Annotated in this window: 17 protein-coding genes and 2 pseudogenes; 4 read left to right on the top strand and 15 right to left on the bottom strand. The window is 44.8% G+C overall.

Going from position 1 to position 19,407, the window contains the following annotated elements:
• Nucleotides 1-164: 164 nt before the first annotated feature.
• The 5 genes from CEG13_RS08940 to CEG13_RS08920 form a co-directional block, all read right to left on the bottom strand.
• Nucleotides 165-428, bottom strand: a complete 264-nt coding sequence (locus CEG13_RS08940) for a nucleotidyltransferase domain-containing protein (RefSeq protein WP_100011520.1) — start codon at nt 426-428, stop codon at nt 165-167.
• Between the two features lie 126 nt (nt 429-554).
• Complete coding sequence (locus CEG13_RS08935) at nt 555-2,345, bottom strand: S9 family peptidase (protein ID WP_100011519.1); 1,791 nt, start codon at nt 2,343-2,345, stop codon at nt 555-557.
• A 90-nt stretch (nt 2,346-2,435) separates the two neighbouring features.
• Entirely contained in the window at nt 2,436-4,028 is a 1,593-nt protein-coding gene (locus CEG13_RS08930) for a glutathione ABC transporter substrate-binding protein (RefSeq protein WP_100011518.1), read from the bottom strand.
• Nucleotides 4,029-4,552: 524 nt separating this feature from the next.
• Complete coding sequence (locus CEG13_RS08925) at nt 4,553-5,098, bottom strand: helix-turn-helix domain-containing protein (RefSeq protein ID WP_275661802.1); 546 nt, start codon at nt 5,096-5,098, stop codon at nt 4,553-4,555.
• Between the two features lie 100 nt (nt 5,099-5,198).
• Nucleotides 5,199-6,104 (bottom strand): hydroxymethylglutaryl-CoA lyase, encoded by a 906-nt coding sequence (locus CEG13_RS08920; RefSeq protein ID WP_100011516.1) that lies wholly within the window; start codon nt 6,102-6,104, stop codon nt 5,199-5,201.
• A gap of 239 nt (nt 6,105-6,343) precedes the next feature.
• Between CEG13_RS08920 and CEG13_RS08915 the strand changes: the two genes are divergently transcribed.
• The 3 genes and pseudogenes from CEG13_RS08915 to CEG13_RS18895 all read left to right on the top strand — a co-directional run bounded on the left by CEG13_RS08915 (nt 6,344) and on the right by CEG13_RS18895 (nt 7,417).
• A complete protein-coding gene (locus CEG13_RS08915) occupies nt 6,344-6,763 on the top strand; it encodes an Hsp20/alpha crystallin family protein (protein WP_100011515.1) in 420 nt (139 codons plus the stop codon).
• A 269-nt stretch (nt 6,764-7,032) separates the two neighbouring features.
• Nucleotides 7,033-7,110 (top strand): annotated as a pseudogene (locus CEG13_RS19245) (YjcZ family sporulation protein); the annotation flags it as partial.
• 136 nt (nt 7,111-7,246) lie between these two features.
• The gene (locus tag CEG13_RS18895) at nt 7,247-7,417 is read left to right on the top strand and encodes a hypothetical protein (RefSeq protein ID WP_192869530.1); all 171 of its coding nucleotides are present in this window, start codon (nt 7,247-7,249) and stop codon (nt 7,415-7,417) included.
• Between the two features lie 29 nt (nt 7,418-7,446).
• Here the strand turns inward: CEG13_RS18895 and CEG13_RS08905 are convergent, their stop codons facing one another.
• The 3 genes from CEG13_RS08905 to CEG13_RS08900 form a co-directional block, all read right to left on the bottom strand.
• Nucleotides 7,447-8,187: a YqjF family protein gene (locus CEG13_RS08905; protein WP_100011513.1), complete on the bottom strand. Its 741-nt coding sequence runs from the start codon at nt 8,185-8,187 to the stop codon at nt 7,447-7,449.
• A gap of 55 nt (nt 8,188-8,242) precedes the next feature.
• Nucleotides 8,243-8,377 carry a hypothetical protein gene (locus tag CEG13_RS19240; RefSeq protein WP_275661800.1) on the bottom strand — a complete coding sequence of 45 codons (135 nt, stop codon included), beginning with the start codon at nt 8,375-8,377 and terminating at the stop codon, nt 8,243-8,245.
• Between the two features lie 186 nt (nt 8,378-8,563).
• Nucleotides 8,564-9,445, bottom strand: coding sequence for a phosphotransferase (locus tag CEG13_RS08900; protein ID WP_100011512.1), 882 nt, complete (start codon nt 9,443-9,445; stop codon nt 8,564-8,566).
• A 204-nt stretch (nt 9,446-9,649) separates the two neighbouring features.
• On the opposite strand from CEG13_RS08900, the gene CEG13_RS08895 reads away from it, so the two are divergent.
• A complete protein-coding gene (locus tag CEG13_RS08895; protein ID WP_100011511.1) occupies nt 9,650-9,883 on the top strand; it encodes a TM2 domain-containing protein in 234 nt (77 codons plus the stop codon).
• Nucleotides 9,884-9,933: 50 nt separating this feature from the next.
• Here CEG13_RS08895 and CEG13_RS18965 read toward each other — a convergent pair.
• The 7 genes and pseudogenes from CEG13_RS18965 to CEG13_RS08860 all read right to left on the bottom strand — a co-directional run.
• Nucleotides 9,934-10,229: pseudogene (locus tag CEG13_RS18965) on the bottom strand (CAP domain-containing protein); the annotation flags it as partial.
• Nucleotides 10,226-11,440: a bacillibactin exporter BcbE gene (locus CEG13_RS08885; protein WP_100011510.1), complete on the bottom strand. Its 1,215-nt coding sequence runs from the start codon at nt 11,438-11,440 to the stop codon at nt 10,226-10,228. The gene CEG13_RS08885 and the pseudogene CEG13_RS18965, both read right to left, overlap by 4 nt.
• A gap of 719 nt (nt 11,441-12,159) precedes the next feature.
• Nucleotides 12,160-15,252 carry an AAA family ATPase gene (locus CEG13_RS08880; RefSeq protein WP_100011509.1) on the bottom strand — a complete coding sequence of 1,031 codons (3,093 nt, stop codon included), beginning with the start codon at nt 15,250-15,252 and terminating at the stop codon, nt 12,160-12,162.
• 15 nt (nt 15,253-15,267) lie between these two features.
• Entirely contained in the window at nt 15,268-16,461 is a 1,194-nt protein-coding gene (locus CEG13_RS08875) for an exonuclease SbcCD subunit D (RefSeq protein ID WP_100011508.1), read from the bottom strand.
• A gap of 391 nt (nt 16,462-16,852) precedes the next feature.
• Nucleotides 16,853-17,512 (bottom strand): reverse transcriptase-like protein, encoded by a 660-nt coding sequence (locus tag CEG13_RS08870; protein WP_100011507.1) that lies wholly within the window; start codon nt 17,510-17,512, stop codon nt 16,853-16,855.
• Nucleotides 17,513-17,569: 57 nt separating this feature from the next.
• On the bottom strand, nt 17,570-18,070 hold the full coding sequence (locus CEG13_RS08865) for a metallophosphoesterase family protein (protein ID WP_100011506.1): 501 nt from the start codon (nt 18,068-18,070) through the stop codon (nt 17,570-17,572).
• Between the two features lie 77 nt (nt 18,071-18,147).
• Nucleotides 18,148-19,320, bottom strand: coding sequence for a hydroxymethylglutaryl-CoA synthase (locus tag CEG13_RS08860; protein ID WP_100011505.1), 1,173 nt, complete (start codon nt 19,318-19,320; stop codon nt 18,148-18,150).
• Nucleotides 19,321-19,407: the final 87 nt, after the last annotated feature.

The following is a 19,407-nucleotide window of genomic DNA, read 5'->3' as shown; positions in this document are numbered from 1 at the left end:
ACTGTATATAATTTTCAAAAAATGGACAAAGCCACCTTTGACTGGACTTTGATTTTTTGGCAAAAAATATTGGGATCTATTTCACCGAATGTTCCAACGATATTTATGCAACGCTAGTGTGTACTTTTGAATAATGCAGTTCAAATGGCGTTGGGTACTCAAAATCAGCAAGTTGCCCATTTGTAATTATACTCATTTCGATCTCTTGGTCCGGAAATTGCTCTTCCAGCTGGAGTATGACTTAATGATTTCTTTTTTTGCACTTCCACTAATGATTCCTTTACTACAATAATCAAGTCGATATCACTGGTCCTTTGGTTATAGCATCCCATTGCCAAAGAACCATGCAGGTAAATGCCAGTCAGATTGGAGCTGAGGATTTCAATTAACTTTTTGTTAAATTCATCTAATAAGTTATGGACAGACATGGCGAAACCTCCGGCGAGCGGATTATATTGTTTACTCTCTGAATTTTCCTTCCATTATAACATGTTTTGCTGAAAGAGAAGAACGAAAAGAATCCCGGGTATTGCCTCCCGAGATTCTGCTCAAGCCTATAAATACTGCTCCATAAATTCCACCGTTTTCCGGTTCATATGGATATGATTTTCAATTCGCTCGGTCTGATGCCCTTCATCCTCGAAAATCACCAGTTCGACTTCCTTGCCCTGCTCTTTCAAATCAGCGGTTAACTGCTCTGCTTCGCTTACAGGAACCCGCGTATCATTTCTGCCATGGAATACGAGCAGCGGTGCAGTGATCTTGTCCGTATGATTTAATGGCGCGATTTCATCAAAAAAGTCCGTATCCTTATCCAATGAACCATACTCAAATTCTCGCAGCTTCCTGCGCCACGGACCGGTATTTTCCAGGAATGTCCGGAAATGGGAGATACCGACGATATCAACACCGGCTGCCCAAACATCCGGATAATGCGTTACCGCGGCAAGCACCATGAACCCTCCGTAACTGCGTCCCATGATTCCGACTTTGCTGCGATCAGCCCCATGATTAGCAACGAGATCCTCGACCAGCCACTTCAAGTCAGCCACCGCATCCATTCGTTTGCGCACATCATCCAGCTGGACGTATTTTCGTCCATAGCCCATGCTGCCGCGCACATTTGGAGTCACCACCGCAAATCCCTTGCTTGCCAAGTACTGGACCACCGGATTGTATTCCGCACGAATCTGACTTTCCGGCCCGCCATGCACATACACGACAACTGGCTGTGAGAGCCCTTTGTCCCCGTAATAAAAATACGGCACCTCTAGCCCGTCAAAAGAGGTGAATTGAAGCAATTCCGGCTGTCTCCACTGACCGGCAATTTCCTCTGCTTCGCCCACAAAAGTCAGCCGCTCCGCTTCATCCTCTGTCACTTGCACTTTCCAAATATCTCCAGGATGCAACGGGCTTTTTACTCCCACAAGCAATTCCTCTTCGCTCAGCCATGACAGCGACTGATATACGCCTTTAGGCAATGATGTCAGTGTCCGGCTCTCTCCGTTCTTCGGTTCCAATACAGCAAGACGGGAGTAGCCGCCTTCATTTACGGTAAAAGCAAGCTTTCCATCACTCGGCGACAGCTTCAATTCTTCCACATCCCACTCATCCACTGTGTAAATCGAATGCAGCTCTTCTGATGTTTCTGTAGAAAATTGAACAATATCCAGTGTATCCCGGTCTGAATCTGACAATAGATAGCCACCTTTGCCATCCTTTGTTAGCGCAAGTGAGTGATTTCTTGATGAGCCGCCCGACTTACCGATTTTCCTTTGCTCTTTCTTTTCTGTATGTACAATTATCATCGTATTATCAATATTCGTATCCGCTATGCTCAATACAATACCGCTGCCATCTTTTGTCCAGCAAACCGGTGTGCACTTCCCGTCATATTCAAAAAGCACCTGCTCGGTTTTTGTTTCCAGATCCAGAAGAAAGATATCGAAAAATCCCGGATGGCGGCGGTTGCTTGCGAAGACAATTTTTGTTTCATCCGGAGACCAGCCTCCGAACTCATGAAAATATTCCGGTTTTACCACCAACTCTTCAGTCGTTGCCAAGTCATTTGTCAGCAAATACAGCTGCTGTTTTTCATTGCCTTGATGATCCATACCGACAACGGTCTTCTTGCCTGACGGAGAATGATTCACAGAAAGCACACGATCTTCTAAATTTGTATACTGCCTAACTTCAGCCGTTGCTCCGTCCCATTTCCAGACCTGCGGCAGCCCAGATTCTTTCGATAAAAAAGTGAATGCATGCTCACCCGGAATTGCGGCAGGCTGATAGGCACCGGAAACTTTTAAATACTGTAATAAGGTTTGTTCGTCTGTTATTGTCATTGAAAATCTCCTCATATGTCAGCGGATTACGGGCTGCATAAGAAGCAGGCCCGTTCCGCTCGGTTTTCATTCATCTGGTTTCTCCAGCTGCTATTCTATATAAACATCCTTCAATTCCAGCATTTTTGTCGGCAGCTGGTTCAGCTCTTTTACTTCTTCTCTTACGCCAAGAAGGTATTCCTGGTGCAGCATATAAACCATCGGTGCAAGATCCACAAGCTTCTGCTGCACCTCACTGTATATTTCGAGACGTTCTGATTCATCCGATGCTTTTCTGCCTTGGTCAATTAGGGCATCGACTTCTTCATTTGCAAGAAATGTACGGTTTCCTGCAGACCCGTGGTTATCCGAGTGAAAAAGTGGATACAGGCCGTTGTCGGCATCGGCGGTAGCGTTCGACCAGCCAAGCACAAACATGTTATGTTCACCATTGCCGATCGCTTCCAGATAAGCGCCCCATTCGAATACTTCTATCTCCACCTCAATACCAAACTCCTCCAGTTGGGCCTGTACATTTGTTGCCATATCGATCCGCTCCCGGCTGTCATTGGTCCAAATTGTAGTCTGAAAACCATCTTCATACCCCGCTTCAGCCAACAGCTCTCTAGCTTTCTCCGGATCATGTTCCAGCCCTTCAAGGTTTTCGTCATAGCCAAACACATTAGGCGCCAGCGGGCCGGCTGCCGGTGTTCCGACACCGTTATAAATTCCTTCCAGAATCTGTTCTTTATCAATCGCCATGGAAATCGCCTGGCGAACGCGTTTGTCATTAAAAGGTTCTTTATTCATATTGAAGCCAATGTAGTCCAGTGAAACGCTGCCCTGACGACTGACATATAGTCCCTCCGCGCTCTCGATACGCTCTACGTCCGATGGGCTTAACGGATTGGAAATATGAGAAGTCCCCGTTTCCAGTTCAGCAATCCGGGTAAGATCTTCCGGGACCACTTTAAAGGTAACGGAATCCAGTTTTGCCTGGCCATTCCAGTAATCCTCGTTTTTCACCAGGCGAACGTGCTGTCCAGGCACCCATTCATCAAATTTAAAATATCCCGTGCCAATCGGGGTTTGATTAATCACACTTCCCGGCTCATTTCCTTCTTCCATCGCAGCATAATCCGCTTCAATTTGTTCCGGGGAAACCATTCCTGCTGTCGGATGTGCCAAATGTGCCGGCAGTCCTCCAAATGGATATTCCGTTGTCAGCCGTACTGTATACTCATCCACCACTTCTATTTCTTCAATCATTTCAAGCAGATAGCCAGCAGGTGCAGCGACATCAGGGTCCTGCACACGCTCAAGATTCGCTTTTACTACTTCGGCATTAAATTCACTGCCATCATGAAAAGTAACTCCTTCCTGCAGCTTAAACTCCCAAGTATTTTCGTCAATATTTTCCCAGCTTTTAGCCAGTTCAGGCTGCAGTTCCATATTTTCATCATGACGTACTAGTGTTTCAAAAATGTTGTACTGCACGTTAAATGAAGGCACATCGTTCGCACCTGTCGGATCCAGTGATATCGCATCTGACAATACGGCAATTTGCAGGTCACCGCCGCCTTCCCCTTCTCCGCCTGCCGGAGCGCTTCCGGCTTCTTCTGGTTCACTTGCACAAGCGGTAAGCATGATCGCAAACAGTGCTATCACCGCCACCATTAATAGTGAATGTTTCGACATTTTCATTGATGAAATCCCCCTCTGTTGATGTAATTTGACGAAAAATATAATCATTAATATACCTTATTTTCCGGTTAAGTACAAGAATAATTTGAAATTTGTCATGAATTGAGGGGTTGAATCTGCAGAGTGACGGGGTTTTTTTGCTAATAACAAAAGCGGAAGCGCCCGTTCAGCGACGTATGGGCTGCGCCTGGCCATGCCAGGTGGATCAGCGTTGCCGCGCAAAGCGGCGAATTTAGCTGATCATTCCTACGGAGGAGATAAAGGAAACATGCCCCTGCAAAAGGGGTATGCCGACGTTGGCCGCAAAGGCCGGTTTTAGTCGGCCTTCCTTTAACTTCGAGCCGATGTTGACTTATCGTACGAAGGTGAGGGAAGTCCACTAGTCGCTGGGCGCTGGAGCTGGCGGGGGCACCCTTAACCCTGGTTATCCACAATATGTAATGAGTCATAATTTACTAAGCAATAAAAAAATGCATTCCCTTTTGGTTAAGGAGTGCATTTTTTGGCTGCTTTTCATTTCCATTTTACAGCTGCCCATCAATAAATAATGTTAACACCTGCGCTCCAGCGTTATCGACAGGTACAAATAAATGGGCCTTGGATCCTTGGAAAAACGCCGTGTCGCCCTTTTCCATGTAATGTTCACGTCCGTCATAAAATAAATGGATGGATCCTTCCAGAATATAAATGAACTCATCCTGAGAATGCGTGTAGGCCTCCCTGCGAACATTGACATCCTTTGGCGTAACATGCACGATCGTTGGCTCTACTCCGTTAAACTGAGAGCGGTTGGCAAGAAGCTCATAGGAATAGCCCATGTTTTCGTCACCGATTTTCGCTTCCCTGCTCGATTTCGGGAGCAAAACAAGATCCTGTTCCATCTTATCTTCGAGCACCCAGGAGAGAGGAACGTTCAGTGCTTCACTGATTTTTGATAAGGTAGCGACGGCTGAAGCGGTTTGCCCGTTTTCAATTTTCGACAGCAGACTTTTCGAAATGCCGCATTCATCGGCAATCTGCTGCTGTGTTTTTTTTGAACGCAGCCGCATTTGTTTGATTTTTTTTCCGATATGATCGAGGTTTATTGGAATCTCTCCTTTGGCGAAAAAGTGGCATATATGTTTTTAATCATAGAATAGTGCCACTTTCCCGTCAAGGGTACATGACTGTCTAAGCCGTGCTCAAATGGTAGGCAAGGCTTTTACTCGGCAGCACCTTGCCCAGTCTATCCTGGATGAACACAGACGCTTCCTGAATTTTATCTTCCTGGATCCCGGTTTTGATTCCCAATCCGTGCAGTAAATAAAGCACATCATTGGTTGCGACATTACCGGCTGCTCCCGGTGCATACGGACATCCGCCAAGACCGCCCAGTGAGCTGTCAAACCGACTCAGACCGTACTGCAGGGAGCGCATAATATTGGCGATCGCCATCCCTCTTGTGTCATGAAAATGCATAATCAGCTTCTCTTTCTGATAACGGGCGAGCAGGACTTCAAGCAGCCGCTCCACCTGGGTTGGAACAGCTGAACCAATCGTGTCTCCGAGTGAAAGATCATCTACCCCGTATTCCAGCAATTGCTCACATACCCGAATCACTTTTTCAGGCATGATTTTCCCTTCATAAGGACAATCGAATACGGTAGAGATATAGCCTGTGACATGTTTGCCTTCCTGTTTTGCATCCCTAATCACCTCGCGAAGCACTGGATAGGTTTCGCCTATTGTCTTATTGATATTTTTTTTATTATGCGTTTCACTTGCCGACATAAACACGGAAGCTCCATCAATACCCGCTTCCAGGGCATGCTCCAGCCCTTTTTGGTTGGGCACAAGTGCCGAGTAAAAGACATCCGGGTTTTTTCGTATCCGCTTCCCGACTTCCCTTGCATCCGCCAGATTCGGGATCCATTTCGGATGGACGAACGAGGAATATTCAATTTCCCGGACCCCTGAATCCGAGACCATATTGATCCACGCCACCTTGTCATCCGTCGATATGGAGCGCTTTTCATTCTGCAGACCGTCTCTGGGACCTACTTCCTTTAGCTGTACAAAATCCGGCCAGTGTGTCATCTTTCTCCCTCCTTATTTTGATGGCCAGCGCTAAACGAATAAAGAAAAGAATGCGCTTACAAATCAACTTGAAAAATAATTCTCGCTGGCCTCGCTACGCTTTTGTTTTCAATTTATTCAACTTTATCTATTTATATTCAACATTGTTGAATTAAGTGTATCTCCGGCTAAATAAAATGTCAACACTAATGGCCGTTGCATAAAGTATTAATATAACAACTTAAAAAGAGGTGAACGGCATGAGTGCAAACCGCAATCAGCACAATCGGTTTAATGAATCTTTTTCAAACTTGATGAAGGAAATAGACGGCTTTTTCAATGATTCCTCAAAAAACTTCCATTCATTTTTTAACCGCCGCCCTTTTGAGGTGCAGACATATGAAAGGCGGGACGCTTTCGTAGTGGTAGCGCAACTTCCTGGCATCAGGCGAAAGCAGATTGAGATAGAACTTGTGCGGAATCAGCTGCGAATCGCTGTGGATCAGGAGGCCGTCGATCAAGAGCCCAAAAAGGAAGTCTCCCGTGAGCGGATGGAACGCTGGATCAACCTTCCTTTTGAAGCTGACAAAAAAGATGTAACCGCCGAATACCGTGATGGAATCCTGAAAATTTCCATCCCGAAAGACAATGAAAACAGGAATTTTATTGATATTGAGTAATAGCAGCCGGTACCTTCTCGTTTGTGAGGTACCGTTTTTATTTGCAGAATATCTGGGAGAAAATCATGAAAAATGGGATACTGCCCATAGCATACATAGGCCAAAAACATACAGTATTGTAAACACAATTATGGTTGTGTAAAAGGAGCAGCTCATCAGTCTGCAATGAAGGCTTTTTATAATTATGGAGCGCATTTCTAAATCACCTGGAAAGGAGGGATCTTATGGGCTACGGATATGGATGCGGATGTGGCTATGGCGGCCATGGCGGCGGATACGGTCAAGGTTTCGCGCTGATTGTCGTATTGTTCATCCTTCTTATTATTGTCGGCGCAGCGTGGTACTAGAAACCTTAGCTCTTTCGTTTTGGAACCATCCTTTCCGGAAAAAGAGAGCTGCAGCCTGTTTGTCTATCGACAGACAGGTTTTTTTACATAATCCCTCACCCACCAGACAAAATAAGCCTGACAGGAGGAATTGAAAATGACTGATAAGAAACGTAAACAAAACAAATCCTCTCACCCGACAGCCGCCCCGGGTATAGACGAGGAAGATGCATTCGGGGAACAAGCCACAAAAGCAGAAAAGGAAAACGGGGAAACGACCACCGTCACCAGGCTGGTGCAGGACGAATATGATCCAAGCGGTAAATAGAAACAGCAGGCGAAATCTCCACTTTTCGCCTACTGTTTTTCTTTTTTAACTTTCCAAAACAGCACTCGCCGTGCAGCCGCATAATGGAGTAACACAGAAGATGAGATATCAGGCGCGGGAGCAAATGGAAAAAGGTTTCCCCCGCTGATATCGGCTGATGTATGATAAACATCCCATTGTTTATGATGGATGCCTCCCTTGAATAAAACTCCACGCTTATAGGTCCACAACCAGTAGCGTTCCAGCAGCCAGCTTGCAAGACTGTCCTTTTTTGGAAAATATGACTCCCCTGTCGGCTTGTATTTGCAGTCAATTACCGCATTCCTTCCATGTTTGCGCTCGCTGATAAAACGATAGGCGCCTGCTTTTTCGCTCATAGCCATAGTGGCAGAAAAATAAGGCAGCGTGAGGACCCGGGCACCCAGCACTGCGGGAAGTTTGTCTGCATCGAGACTGAAGAAGTATATCCCTGAGAGGCCATTTTTTTTGACATACGTGCGAACATTCAGTTCCAGGTATGTATGAAGATAAGGAATATGAAGCGTCCCCCGAAGCCGCATGCCGCTTACCCGAAAAGGAATGACTGTCATCCATGCCCTGCCATCATACGTATCCAGTTCCAGCCCCGGAGGAAGGTGCGGTTTCAAAACTTGCGGGTTCACTTCATAATGGGCGAATAACAAATGCTCCCATTTTTGGGTCATCAGCCATGGGCCTGAGGGCAGTAGGCTTGTACGATGTGTTTTGCTTTGTAAAATATCCTCATACATAGAGCTTGCCCTCCAAAAAAGGGAGGCTGCGCCAAATCTGGCGGCCTCCCCCCTTTTATTTTTTCTCGTTCTTTTGCTTTTTCGATTCCGTGCCTTGTTCCCGCTGCGGTTCGATATCCCGCTCAGGATCCTTCTCTTTCTTTAGTTGTTCCGGTGAATCTTCATTATGCTTATTTTGCTTATCTGCCATTATGTTATACCACCTTTGTTAAAAATTGCTGTTTAAATGATAATTTCACATGTCAGCGATCCTCAAACATTTTTTCAACTTCCTTAGGTAAAGGTAGATAAATTGCCCAACGATTATAATTCAAAAAGCAATAGAGCCAAAGTCATTATTACATTTGTGAAATACCAATTGGCAGGCTATATACGATCAGAACAACTCCTCCCACCCCATCCACTTATCTATCTCCACATCCCCTTGCACAGACAGCAATCGATACAAGTAGCGGTATGGTGCTCTGCAATTCGTCAGATCAGGAATTTGCAAGACCTTTTCATACCCATTCCTAAAATCATTTGCAGAAGCCTGATCCAATACGTACTCCAGCCCAATAAAATCCAATTCTCTTGGGGCAACCACATAAGCCTCCGTATCAACCAGCCCGCTAATGGCATTCCCGTTCGATAAAAATTGGGTAGGATCTATATCCACAAGAACGAAGGTGGAAAGTTCGGGAGCAGGCAAATCTTCCAGCAGCTTATTTATCTCTGGAAGTAAACGTTGAATTTGTTCATCATCTTGATAAAACTTGGAGACCAATTGGGTCATAACTTTACTCAGATACTTATGAAATACACCCAGTTCTATCTGAAAACTGCCGGACGGATTTCCGATATATTTTTCCTGATGCTGATGAATTTTTGCCATCCCTTCTCCCAAACTTTGCATCACCGTAGATGACTGCCCAATAAAAGACACCATCGCTTGACCTTCTAATTTTTCTACGACTACATATTCTCTTGAATGTTTCTTTCCCTTCTTTAAAACCATTGGGACAGGAATTGGCGTACGTTCACTTAACGTATTATTTACATATGCCAAATTATGCACCTGTCTTGGATCAATCCCGAATAATTGCTTGCACCCCCACCAAAAATCATTATCCGGTTCCTGCGTCATTCTGGATGTACGGACAACGACTTCCTGCCGATCTGTTTTAACCAGCCATACATCACTGGCATGGTCGTCATAGCCAGGGTTTAAATCCATCACTTCCTGAATGGCATCTGTAAACAAAAAAGACAAATCCATATCCTGTCACCCTTTCTCATCGTCTTTTAAAAATGAGCATAACGTATTATTCGGCAACACTCCACAGAGACCCTGCCTCAAATTAAAATAAAGCTCAATAAAAAACGCATGCTTGACGAACATCTCGGGAAAGAACATAATATAATCTGGTATGATTTTGCAAAGAAGCGCAGCAAACGGATTTAATAGGAAAGGAAGAGCAGAATGGCACAAAAAAGTTACGCAATCGCTTATGTTCTATGGTTTTTCCTCGGCCAGCTTGGAATTCACCGGTTTTATACTGGCCGAGTCGGTACAGGTATCATCCAATTATTATTAGGCATCTTCGGCTGGGCAACCACATGGTTGTTTATTGGCTGGATTCCACTTGTATTTTTATGGGTATGGTTATTTATTGACATTTTTCTTATTCCGGCCATGTGCCGCAACCCGCGGTAACCCGGCAACAAAAAGACTCCATCCGCGATGATGGAGTCTTTTTCTGTACATTATTTACTGATAAACATTTGCGTCCAGTAATTTCCTTCTTCGACATAACCAACCCCAATATGGGTGAAGGTATTGGCGCGGTGGCCGGGACTGTTCATCCAGGCATTGGTAACCTGCTGCGCGAGGTTTGTCCTCTGGCAATATTCTCACCAGCAAACTGATAGGAAATGCCAAAAACACGAATCATTTGGAACGGCGAGTCATACAACGGGCTGTTGTGACTGAAATAGCCTTGCTCTCGGATATCCTGAGATTAAAACTTAGCCACACGAGCCAGCTCCCAGTCGTACTTCAACTAACTTGAGGCTTTTTTTCAGAAGAAGGGCGTATCGCGTACAATGTAACTAAGACGGCTAGAATACTTAAGCAAGCCAAACTTATATATAGCATGTCTGGATATCTAGACATTAAAATAGCAATAACAGGTGGACCAGTCGCAACTCCCAGAAACCTCATGCTGCTATAGAGTGAAGTCACTGTTCCTCTAACCTTTTTTTCTACACCCTCGGTAATTAACGCATCAAGGCCAGGCAAGGATAAGCCAATCCCGATCCCAGCAATTGACAATAACACAAGCAGCATGACCAAATTTGTATCATGTTTTATAAAAAATAGCGAAGCAGCAGCTGCCGCATTTCCGATAACAATCGCCCATTTCATGATCACTTTATTTTCACCAATTTTCTTGCCGCTAATATAAGAAGCCATGCAAAGAAACAATAATGGAATCCCTAGTAATAATCCCTTGTACACACCCGTCACATTATATTCATCCTCTAACAAGGAAGATAGGTGGAATAAAAACCCAAATAGCACAAACATATTTATGCATCCAATAATAAAGATCGATATCATCCACCGTCCGTTATCATGAAAGGCTTTTTTTATTGATCGCTTAAAATGGGAAAAACGAGTCTTCTTCTGGTCGTCATCGTTTTTTGGCACCTTCACGAACTTCCATACTAATAGGATTGACAATAGGGAAAGCAAGGGAATAGAAGCGAACGGAATAAACCAAATGATCACAGCTAATAACGCCCCAAATACCGGGCTTAAAACCTTACCGAAAGTATTTGACGTTTCAATCAGCCCTAATCCTTCACTGACCTGTTTTTCATCGTCGAACATATCACCTACAGTAGGGATAACTACAGGAAAAGCACCAGATGCTCCTATTCCCTGTAAAAATCTGCCCACTAAAATCATCATATAGGGATTCTCCATCTTCCACGCAGCATAAGCTGAGACGATTCCGCCGACCCCTGTGATAATTAGACTAGGTATGATTACTTTCTTTCTGCCGATTTTATCTGACAAATAACCAGCTATAGGGATCAGTAATATAGCAACAACGGAATACACCGTTATGATCAAACTGGACTGGAAAGCAGATATTCCTATTTCCTTTTCAATCATTGGGAGTACGGGAATCAGCATGGAGTTACCTAGTGTCATGACTAGGGGTATGGACGCTAAAGCAATGAGATCCAACTTTTTCTTTTTCATTTAAATACCTCGCTACCCTTTATCTTCGCTGCTTTTAAAACATTCTAAAGCTTTATTATAGACTTAGTGACTATCATCTATTCCTAACAAAGGTTTAATAAAGAAACCAACGTCTTCTTAAAAAGTGATGCTGTGTTTAATGTTGTTGATTTATTGGTTGGATGTGGAACCCCTAATGATGCACTGGAACCGGATCCAACTGAAAAGCCTTCTGAGCAACATGATCAAGGACAAAATGAACTGAAAAAAGAACTGGATCAATAATATTCATAACATTTCATGAAAATTTCTTTAAAAAATTGAAAGCTTCATGAATCATTGTTTTTAACTTAAGACTTATAAAAGGACAACAACGCAAAAAATGAGAAGTAACCTCTTTTTGAATTTCCCTCGGCTTGCAGTTGAGATTGCTCACTCGGTTCGATTCTCCAGCTTCCCAATTTTTAACCCACCAAATAAAAACGCCCGGATGGTCCCATTCACATCCAGACGCTCATCTACTTAAAAGTTAACCTTCTCTCTCCGTCCATATTGCCTTCGTATAAGCGATCTTCATTCCTGCGCGCTCCATATTATTTTGACTGACAGATCCGAACGCTGCTTGACCGGCAGCGAACCCACAGTCTTCTATAACAGCCCGATGCAAACGCTGACGAATTAACGCACTTTGCACCCCATTCTTTCTTGTTGATTGACCACCATCTGCATTCCGTCTCCTCCTAGCTCACCACAAACCTCGTCTCGCTGTGGCCTTCCTTGGTTTTGGCAACCTGCAGTGTGGCAGGAAACATACTTTTTAGCTCCTGCACATGGGAAATCACTCCAATCATCCGCCCGCCTTGCTGCAGGTCGATCAATGTATCAATCGATTTATGGAGAGATTCTTCATCCAGTGAGCCAAACCCTTCATCGATAAACATCGTCTGTATGGAAATATTGCCCTGAAAACTTTGAATCACATCCGACATGCCAAGCGCCAGACAGAGTGAAGCGTTAAATTTCTCTCCGCCGGATAAGGACTTCACATCACGGGTCTGCCCTGTGTACGCATCATAAACATCCAGTCCAAGCCCGCTTTGACGTCCATGTGACTCCTGTCGGTCTGAGCGCATCAGATTAAACTGGCCATTAGACAAGTGCTTCAGCCGTCCATTTGCCGCTTCAATAATCTGCTCCAAATACTCAATCTGTAAATACCGTTCAAAAGAAATCTTCTGGCTGTTTTGTCCCCGAATAACGTCATATAAGTCTGCAATGGCAGCCATCTTTCTTTCCTGCTGTTTTACCTGCTCATCCGCGGCTTGAATATTCAACTGGAACTTCTCGATTTCTTTGTGAAAGTTTTTGGACTGATTTAGGGTGTTAAACGCCTTTTCATACCTCTCTTTTAGCTGATCCAATTCCGCTTGAATGGCCGCCAGATCCACCCTCTTTTTGTCTTGTAAGGATTTTTTTAAATCAGCTGTGGCTTGTTTCAGAGCAGTGAGGTCGTCTTTAAACTGCTGAATGTTCGTTTTTAATTGCTCTCTTTCCGTGCTCGGCATTTTCGCTTGTTGGTAGGTTTCTTCGGATTCAAATCCTGCATCACTGTATGCAGTTTTAAACTGCTCCTCCGCTTTCTTCCTTTTTTCACGGGCTTCCTCGAGCTGTTTTCCTGCATGTGTGTGATTGGAATCTGCTCTAGTCAGCTGTTCTTTGGCTTGCTGAAGACCTGATTGCGCCTTCTCCCATGCTTCTTCCAACTGTGTTTGCTGGGCTTTTGTTTCTTTCATCTGCTTTTCCAGTTCAGCCAACACACGAATCTCTTCCGGAATTTTGCCCAGTCTATCCCGGTAAATTGCCAGCGATTTTTGGTAGTCAGTATCCTGAACGCGGAAATTCTTCTCCAGTTCTTCGTTGTCGGATTCCAGTTGTTTTATTTCTTGTTTTGTTTTTACAAGAAATTCCCTGCCTTTTTTCAGACTTTCCTGTTGCTGTTTTAATGTTTGTACCTCTTCATCCAGCTGCTTCTCTCTTTGCTCCAAATGTGGTTTCGTCTCTGCTGCCTTCTCAGCAGCTATCTCATATGTCTTTAGTTCCTGTTCCTTCTCCATTAGCTGGGAGGTGTTCGAGCTTTTTTTAACATCTGAATCCCGATATAATTTTTCCGTTTCATCGAGCTTTCTTTTCAGTAATTCCAGCTGTTCCTTGCTGACTGCACCTTCATGAGTTTCAGCCTTGTCCGGATGCTCCACACTTCCGCAAACCGGGCATGCCTCTCCGTCATGCAAGTGAGCGGCGAGCAGGCTAGCCTGATTACTCAGCCACGCTTCATTCATTTGATCATATTTGGATTTAATCTGGAGATAAGCCGCCTTTTTTCGCTGTAAATCTTTATCCAGCGCATTTTGCTGCATTTGTTTTTCGAGAAATCCAGCAAGCACCTTAACTTGCTGGTGTACATGAGTCAGTTCCTGTTGTTTATCCGGCAGCTGGCTGACATTGCGCTCCAGAACATTTACTTTTTCTTCCGCCTTTTCCAGCTGAGCGCGCTTTTTCTCCAGTGCAGCCTTCGCTTGCTCCCACTTACTATTGCTTTTATCTCTATTATCTTTAAGAGCTGCCAGCCGTTTTTTCTCCTCGTCCATCTCTTGAACAGCCGGGAAAAGTTCATGCAATTGATCCAGCTTTTTACTAACTGTCTCGCGTTTCCCCTTCTTACTTTCTTCCTGCTGATAGGTAGTCTCAGCTGTCCGATATTGCTGATCTGCCTGCTTTTTGGCTGTTTCCTCATTAGTTAAAACATGTTTTTTCTCTGTTTCTTCCCGTCGACGGTCGTTCACTTGATTTTCATAAGCAAGAAGACCGCTTGCCCGCTCGGCTGCTGTCACCTGCTTTTCTTTCTCCTCAACAGCCGGGATCTTTTCCTTCTGCTCTCGTAATTGCTTTTCTTTCTGATCAAGTTGCTGAAACTGTTCATTTACGGTTTCCGCTTGATGAAGTTCTTTTTGCTTTCGCTCCCGCTCCTGGAACGCTTTATCGGACGCTTCCTGATCGTTTTGGATTTTATCCTGGTAAAACGCCTTTTCCTTCTCCAGACCCGCCAGGATTTGATGCACATTGTGATGCTCTTCGGCCAGCACTCCGAATAATGACGACTCTTCCCGCCTTGGCAAGACACTGATAATATCCGAAACATGCCGCTCCAACATGTACTCTTTCTCTTTATACGTATTTTCCGCCTGATTTTTCCGCTCACGGAGCAGCTCGTTCATCTGTTTATAAGAATCCGTCTTAAAAATCTTCCGTAAAATCGCTTCTTTATTTTCTGTCTCAGAAGTTAACAATTTGCGGAATTCACCCTGGGGCAGCATGACGATCTGCTTGAATTGATCCTTCGTCAGCCCGATAATGACCTCGACTTTTTGATCAATTTCCCTGACCATCTGCCGGTCGACACAAGGAATTTCTCTCCCGTCCACTTTCTCGAAAAATTCACAGCGGTCGCCGGTCTTTGTTTTATTCCCTTTCTTTAAATGTCCCAGCTGCCGCATGATCCGATAAGTTTTGCCGTTCAGCTCAAATTCCAGTTCCACAGATGTATGTATATGATCTTCGGCAAAATCGCTGCGCAGCATGTTGTAATCTCCCCGGTCCGAGCCGCTCGCGCTGCCATATAAGGCAAAACAAATTCCATCAAAGATCGTCGTTTTCCCCGCACCGGTATTACCGGAAATCACAAACAAATTATTCTCTTCCAGCTCGCTAAAATCAATGGATTCCGTATCCTTATACGGCCCAAAAGCGGTCATAGTTAATCTCAGTGGCTTCAACGTCGACTCCCCCTTTTATTGCTTGATAGATGTGAGTGCTGGCGATTTCTCGACAGTCTGTTTCTCTTCCTGCAAAAGCTCCTCTAATACTTCATTAAAAATTGCTTCTGACTCCTCGGAAACCTCGCTCCCTTTTACTTCCTTATAAAAAGCCCGGAACAATTCCAAATCACTCATACTGCTGCGGTTTTCCGATCTTGTCTCATTGCCTGCAATCGCAGGATTAAATGCATGATTTCTTTCCACATGCATGGCATTCGGGAAAACGGAACGGATTTTTTCCATTGGGGAAAGCACTGGCGCTTCATCCATTAAACGGACAAACACGTAATCCTCATTAACCGGATACACCATCAGCTCATCGATGGTTGCTTCTACTGTGCGAATATCACGGACTGGCGTGAGTTCTTGTTTTTCAACACTAACTTTACCGTCCGCATCCATTTCGACGATGTTGAACCCTTTTCTGTGATGCTCCTCGGAAATGGAGTATTTTAAAATGGATCCCGCATAACGGATGGTTTCATCCAGAACATAATGCGCTTGATGCAAGTGGCCAAGAGCAGTATAGTGGAAAGCCTTATATAAATGTGCATCCACATGCTCCGCGCCCCCGATCGAAAGTGGCCGCTCGGAATCACTGGTATTCTCCTCTTCCTCACCGGATGGCGTCGCAAAACTGTGACCGACGAAGACATGACGGGCCTCCGGATCCATGGTTTGCTTGATTTCATCTATAATTTTCCGTGCAGCGTCCTGATGGGAGCGAATCTCTTCATCCGCAAATATAGCCCGGACCACGCTTGGGTCGCAGTATGGCACTAAGTGAAAATGAACCTCTCCATACTGATCATGCAGAATGACAGGATTCATTTCTTTGCTGAAGTTGCCGATGATATGAAATCCATTCTGACCCATCAGCCTGCTGCCAAAATGCAATCTGCTTGGACTGTCGTGGTTCCCGGCAATCGCTAAAACCGGTGTGTTCAACTGGTTAATGATTTTATCCAGCACCTCGTCCAATAAATGAACCGCCTCTGTCGGCGGCACCGCACGGTCATACAAATCCCCGGCAATCACCACTGCATCCGGCTGCTCCTCTTCCACTGCTTTGATAAATTGATCCAAAATGAAGCGCTGATCTTCCGTCATATACACTCCCTGCACAAGCTTGCCCAAATGCCAATCCGCCGTATGGAAAAACTTCATCATATCGGCTCCTTTCCTATTTTGTGTACGAGTTATCTATGGGTCTATTATAATATACTTTTCAGGTGTTTGCTTGAGGGAATTTTATTTGAGGTGGATGAGGAGGTCGCGCGACTTTGCGGTGGGTTCGCTCGACTTTGGGCTGGACTCGCTCAACTTTGGGCTGGACTCGCCCGACTTTGGGTGCGAGTCGCTCGACTTTGAACTGGGTTCGCTCGACTCTGGGTGCGGGTCGCTCGACTTGGCCGTACACTCGCCGATTTCACAGATTGCTAGAAATATACCGCTTTCACTCCTATAATCGAAAGTTTTCCGGATTTGGTGATATACTGCCACCATTTTCTTTTTAGATACGATTATAATAGTGAAAGGGGGTCTCTTTAGCGGCTCATTATTTATCAATTTGAATCACACTTGAAATTTCCACTCCCTTTAGAGCTTGTGAAGCCAGATGGTCCGCTTCCCGATTGTCTTTTCGTGAAACCAAATGGTATTCCGCATCAATACCTAGCTTATCGAGCAGCCATTCAATTCGATCCGCCCATCTGGACAGCGCCGTTTCATAAGTTGGCCATTCGTCGTCCAGCTGATTGATGACCACCAGGGAATCGCCGGTAAATTCAACAGGCAAATGATGGACACCAAGCGCTTCCAGTTCCTGCAGCGCCAGATAAAATGCGGCATACTCTGCCTCATTATTTGTGTCGAGCTCATCTGCCAATGCATTTTTCCGCAGGCGATATGTTCTTTCATTTTGTTCATAATATATTGCACAGCCCAGACCGGAATTTTTCGTTTTCAGATCAAATCCGCCGTCAAAATAAACAGTCACATTGTGGGGTTCTGTTTTGATTTCCTGCAGATATCTTCGGAGTTCTTTCAGTGTCCATGAAGTATCGTGCTTATCAATGAACACTAAGTCCTTTGCACGTCCAGTCTTTTCCAGGTCTTCCGCAATCAGCAGCGCTTTAACTGCACGCATCTCATCTGAAGTGAAAGATGTCTCCGTTCCTTTTGCTGTTTTATAGGTTAGCTCGATTCGGACATTCATCGTAAAACCGCCTTTTTCATTTCTTCTATGGAACGCTGGTAAAACTCACGTCCCTGACTAACTGCTCTTTTCCTGATAAAATATAAGTTCTGCTTGAATCTCCTTGTCGATATTCAGCACAGCAAACGAATAGTACGGCAGTTTTCGTTTATCAGTCGGTGAGCCGGGATTTAAGAGCAGAATCTTTTTAACGTATTTTACCATGGGAATATGCGAATGGCCAAAAATGATCATCTCCACAACATCCTCGGAAAAAGCATCCAGTGCCCGTTTTTCCGTGGTTTTCCCTGTACCGTGCCCATGGACAACGCCAATCTTATGACCGCTGATATGCAGGATTTCCCGCTCCGGAAATTGCTCAATGATTTCCTCGCTATCGACATTACCATATACACCTTTTACCGGAGCATATGCCGCGAGACATTGAAGGACATCGATTGAATTCCAATCACCCGCATGGATAATCAAGTCCGTTGTATTTAGCTCTTGTACCAGTCTGGCTGGCAGTTCCTTGGCCATTTTCGGCATGTGCGTGTCGGCGATGACAGTAACTTTCATTTGGCGCCCCCCTCTTTCATGTAAAAATAACCATCCTCAACTGTAAATGAGAATGGCTATTTACTTCCATCAGGTGATTAATCCGCCCTGTTCGTATATTGTCGCATATGGTCCTTCACACCGGACAGACAGATTGCTGCAGGATCATCCTGAGTATTCAGTTCAATGTCTGAGCCGTCTGCAGGCAGCGTATTTTGGAAAATTTCTTCGTATTCAGCAACCGAGATCTCTTTTCTTGAAGCAAATAACTCTTCATGCTGCTGCACATGTAAATGTTCTTGAAATCCTGGCTGCAAAACTCCGCTGAAAAATTCTCCAACTGCGCCGGAGCCATAGCTGAACAAACCGATTCGCGCGCCTGCTGGCAAATCTTTCTTTTGCTCAATGAGAGAAAGCAGACTTAAATACAGTGACCCGGTGTAAATGTTCCCGACATTTCGGTTATACTGCGAACTTGCCTTGTAATTGGTCTGAAGCCGCTCCTGTTTGTCCTCGTCTGCTTCGGTCAAAATTGTGCGTAAAGCTTTGAGTCCAATCTTTGTATAAGGCAGGTGGTAGCAAATCGCCTCGAAATCACCCAGGGTCAAGCCAGATTTTTCCTTATATTGATTCCATATATTCTCGAAGAATGCCATGTATTGTTCATTAGAAAATTTCCCGTCGACAAACGCCTTGTCCGAGTAGATCGGGCGCCAAAAATCCATAATATCATTAGTGCGATAGGCGTGGTGCTCTTCAATAGCCAGAATTTTCGGGTCTGCACTGATGACCATCGCAACAGCTCCTGCTCCCTGGGTTGCCTCTCCCCCAGTTTCGAGGCCATACCGGGCAATATCCGAACCCAGGACCAACACCCTGGAATCCGGATTTAACGCGATATGTCCTTTTGCCATTTGTATCCCTGCAGTCGCTCCATAGCACGCCTGCTTTACTTCAATTGCCCGTGCGTCGGGATTAAGACCCAATAAACGGTGTACGTAAACACCTGCTGATTTGGAGTGATCAACTCCGGATTCTGTTCCGAAAATGACAAAATCTATTCGCTGTTTATCTTCCTCATCCAGTATGTTTAGCGCCGCATTTGCAGCTAATGTAACCGTATCCTGTGTGATAGGCGGCACAGCCATTTTTTCCTGTCCGATTCCGATGGTAAATTTCTCTGGCTCTATATTTCTTGCCTCTGCCAATTTATTCATATCCAAATAAAGATGTGGTGCAAAAAAGCCTATTTTGTCGATTCCTATTTGCATGGTTGTTCTCCTTTTCCCGCTGATTTGCTACTATGTCGAATACATGTGAAGATTTGAACATAGGATAAAATGATCATATAAATAAAA

Origin of the sequence: Lentibacillus sediminis, assembly GCF_002763455.1 — a bacterium.
Lineage (GTDB): Bacteria > Bacillota > Bacilli > Bacillales > Amphibacillaceae > Lentibacillus_D > Lentibacillus_D sediminis_A.
This window is presented reverse-complemented; position numbering and strand designations above follow the sequence as displayed.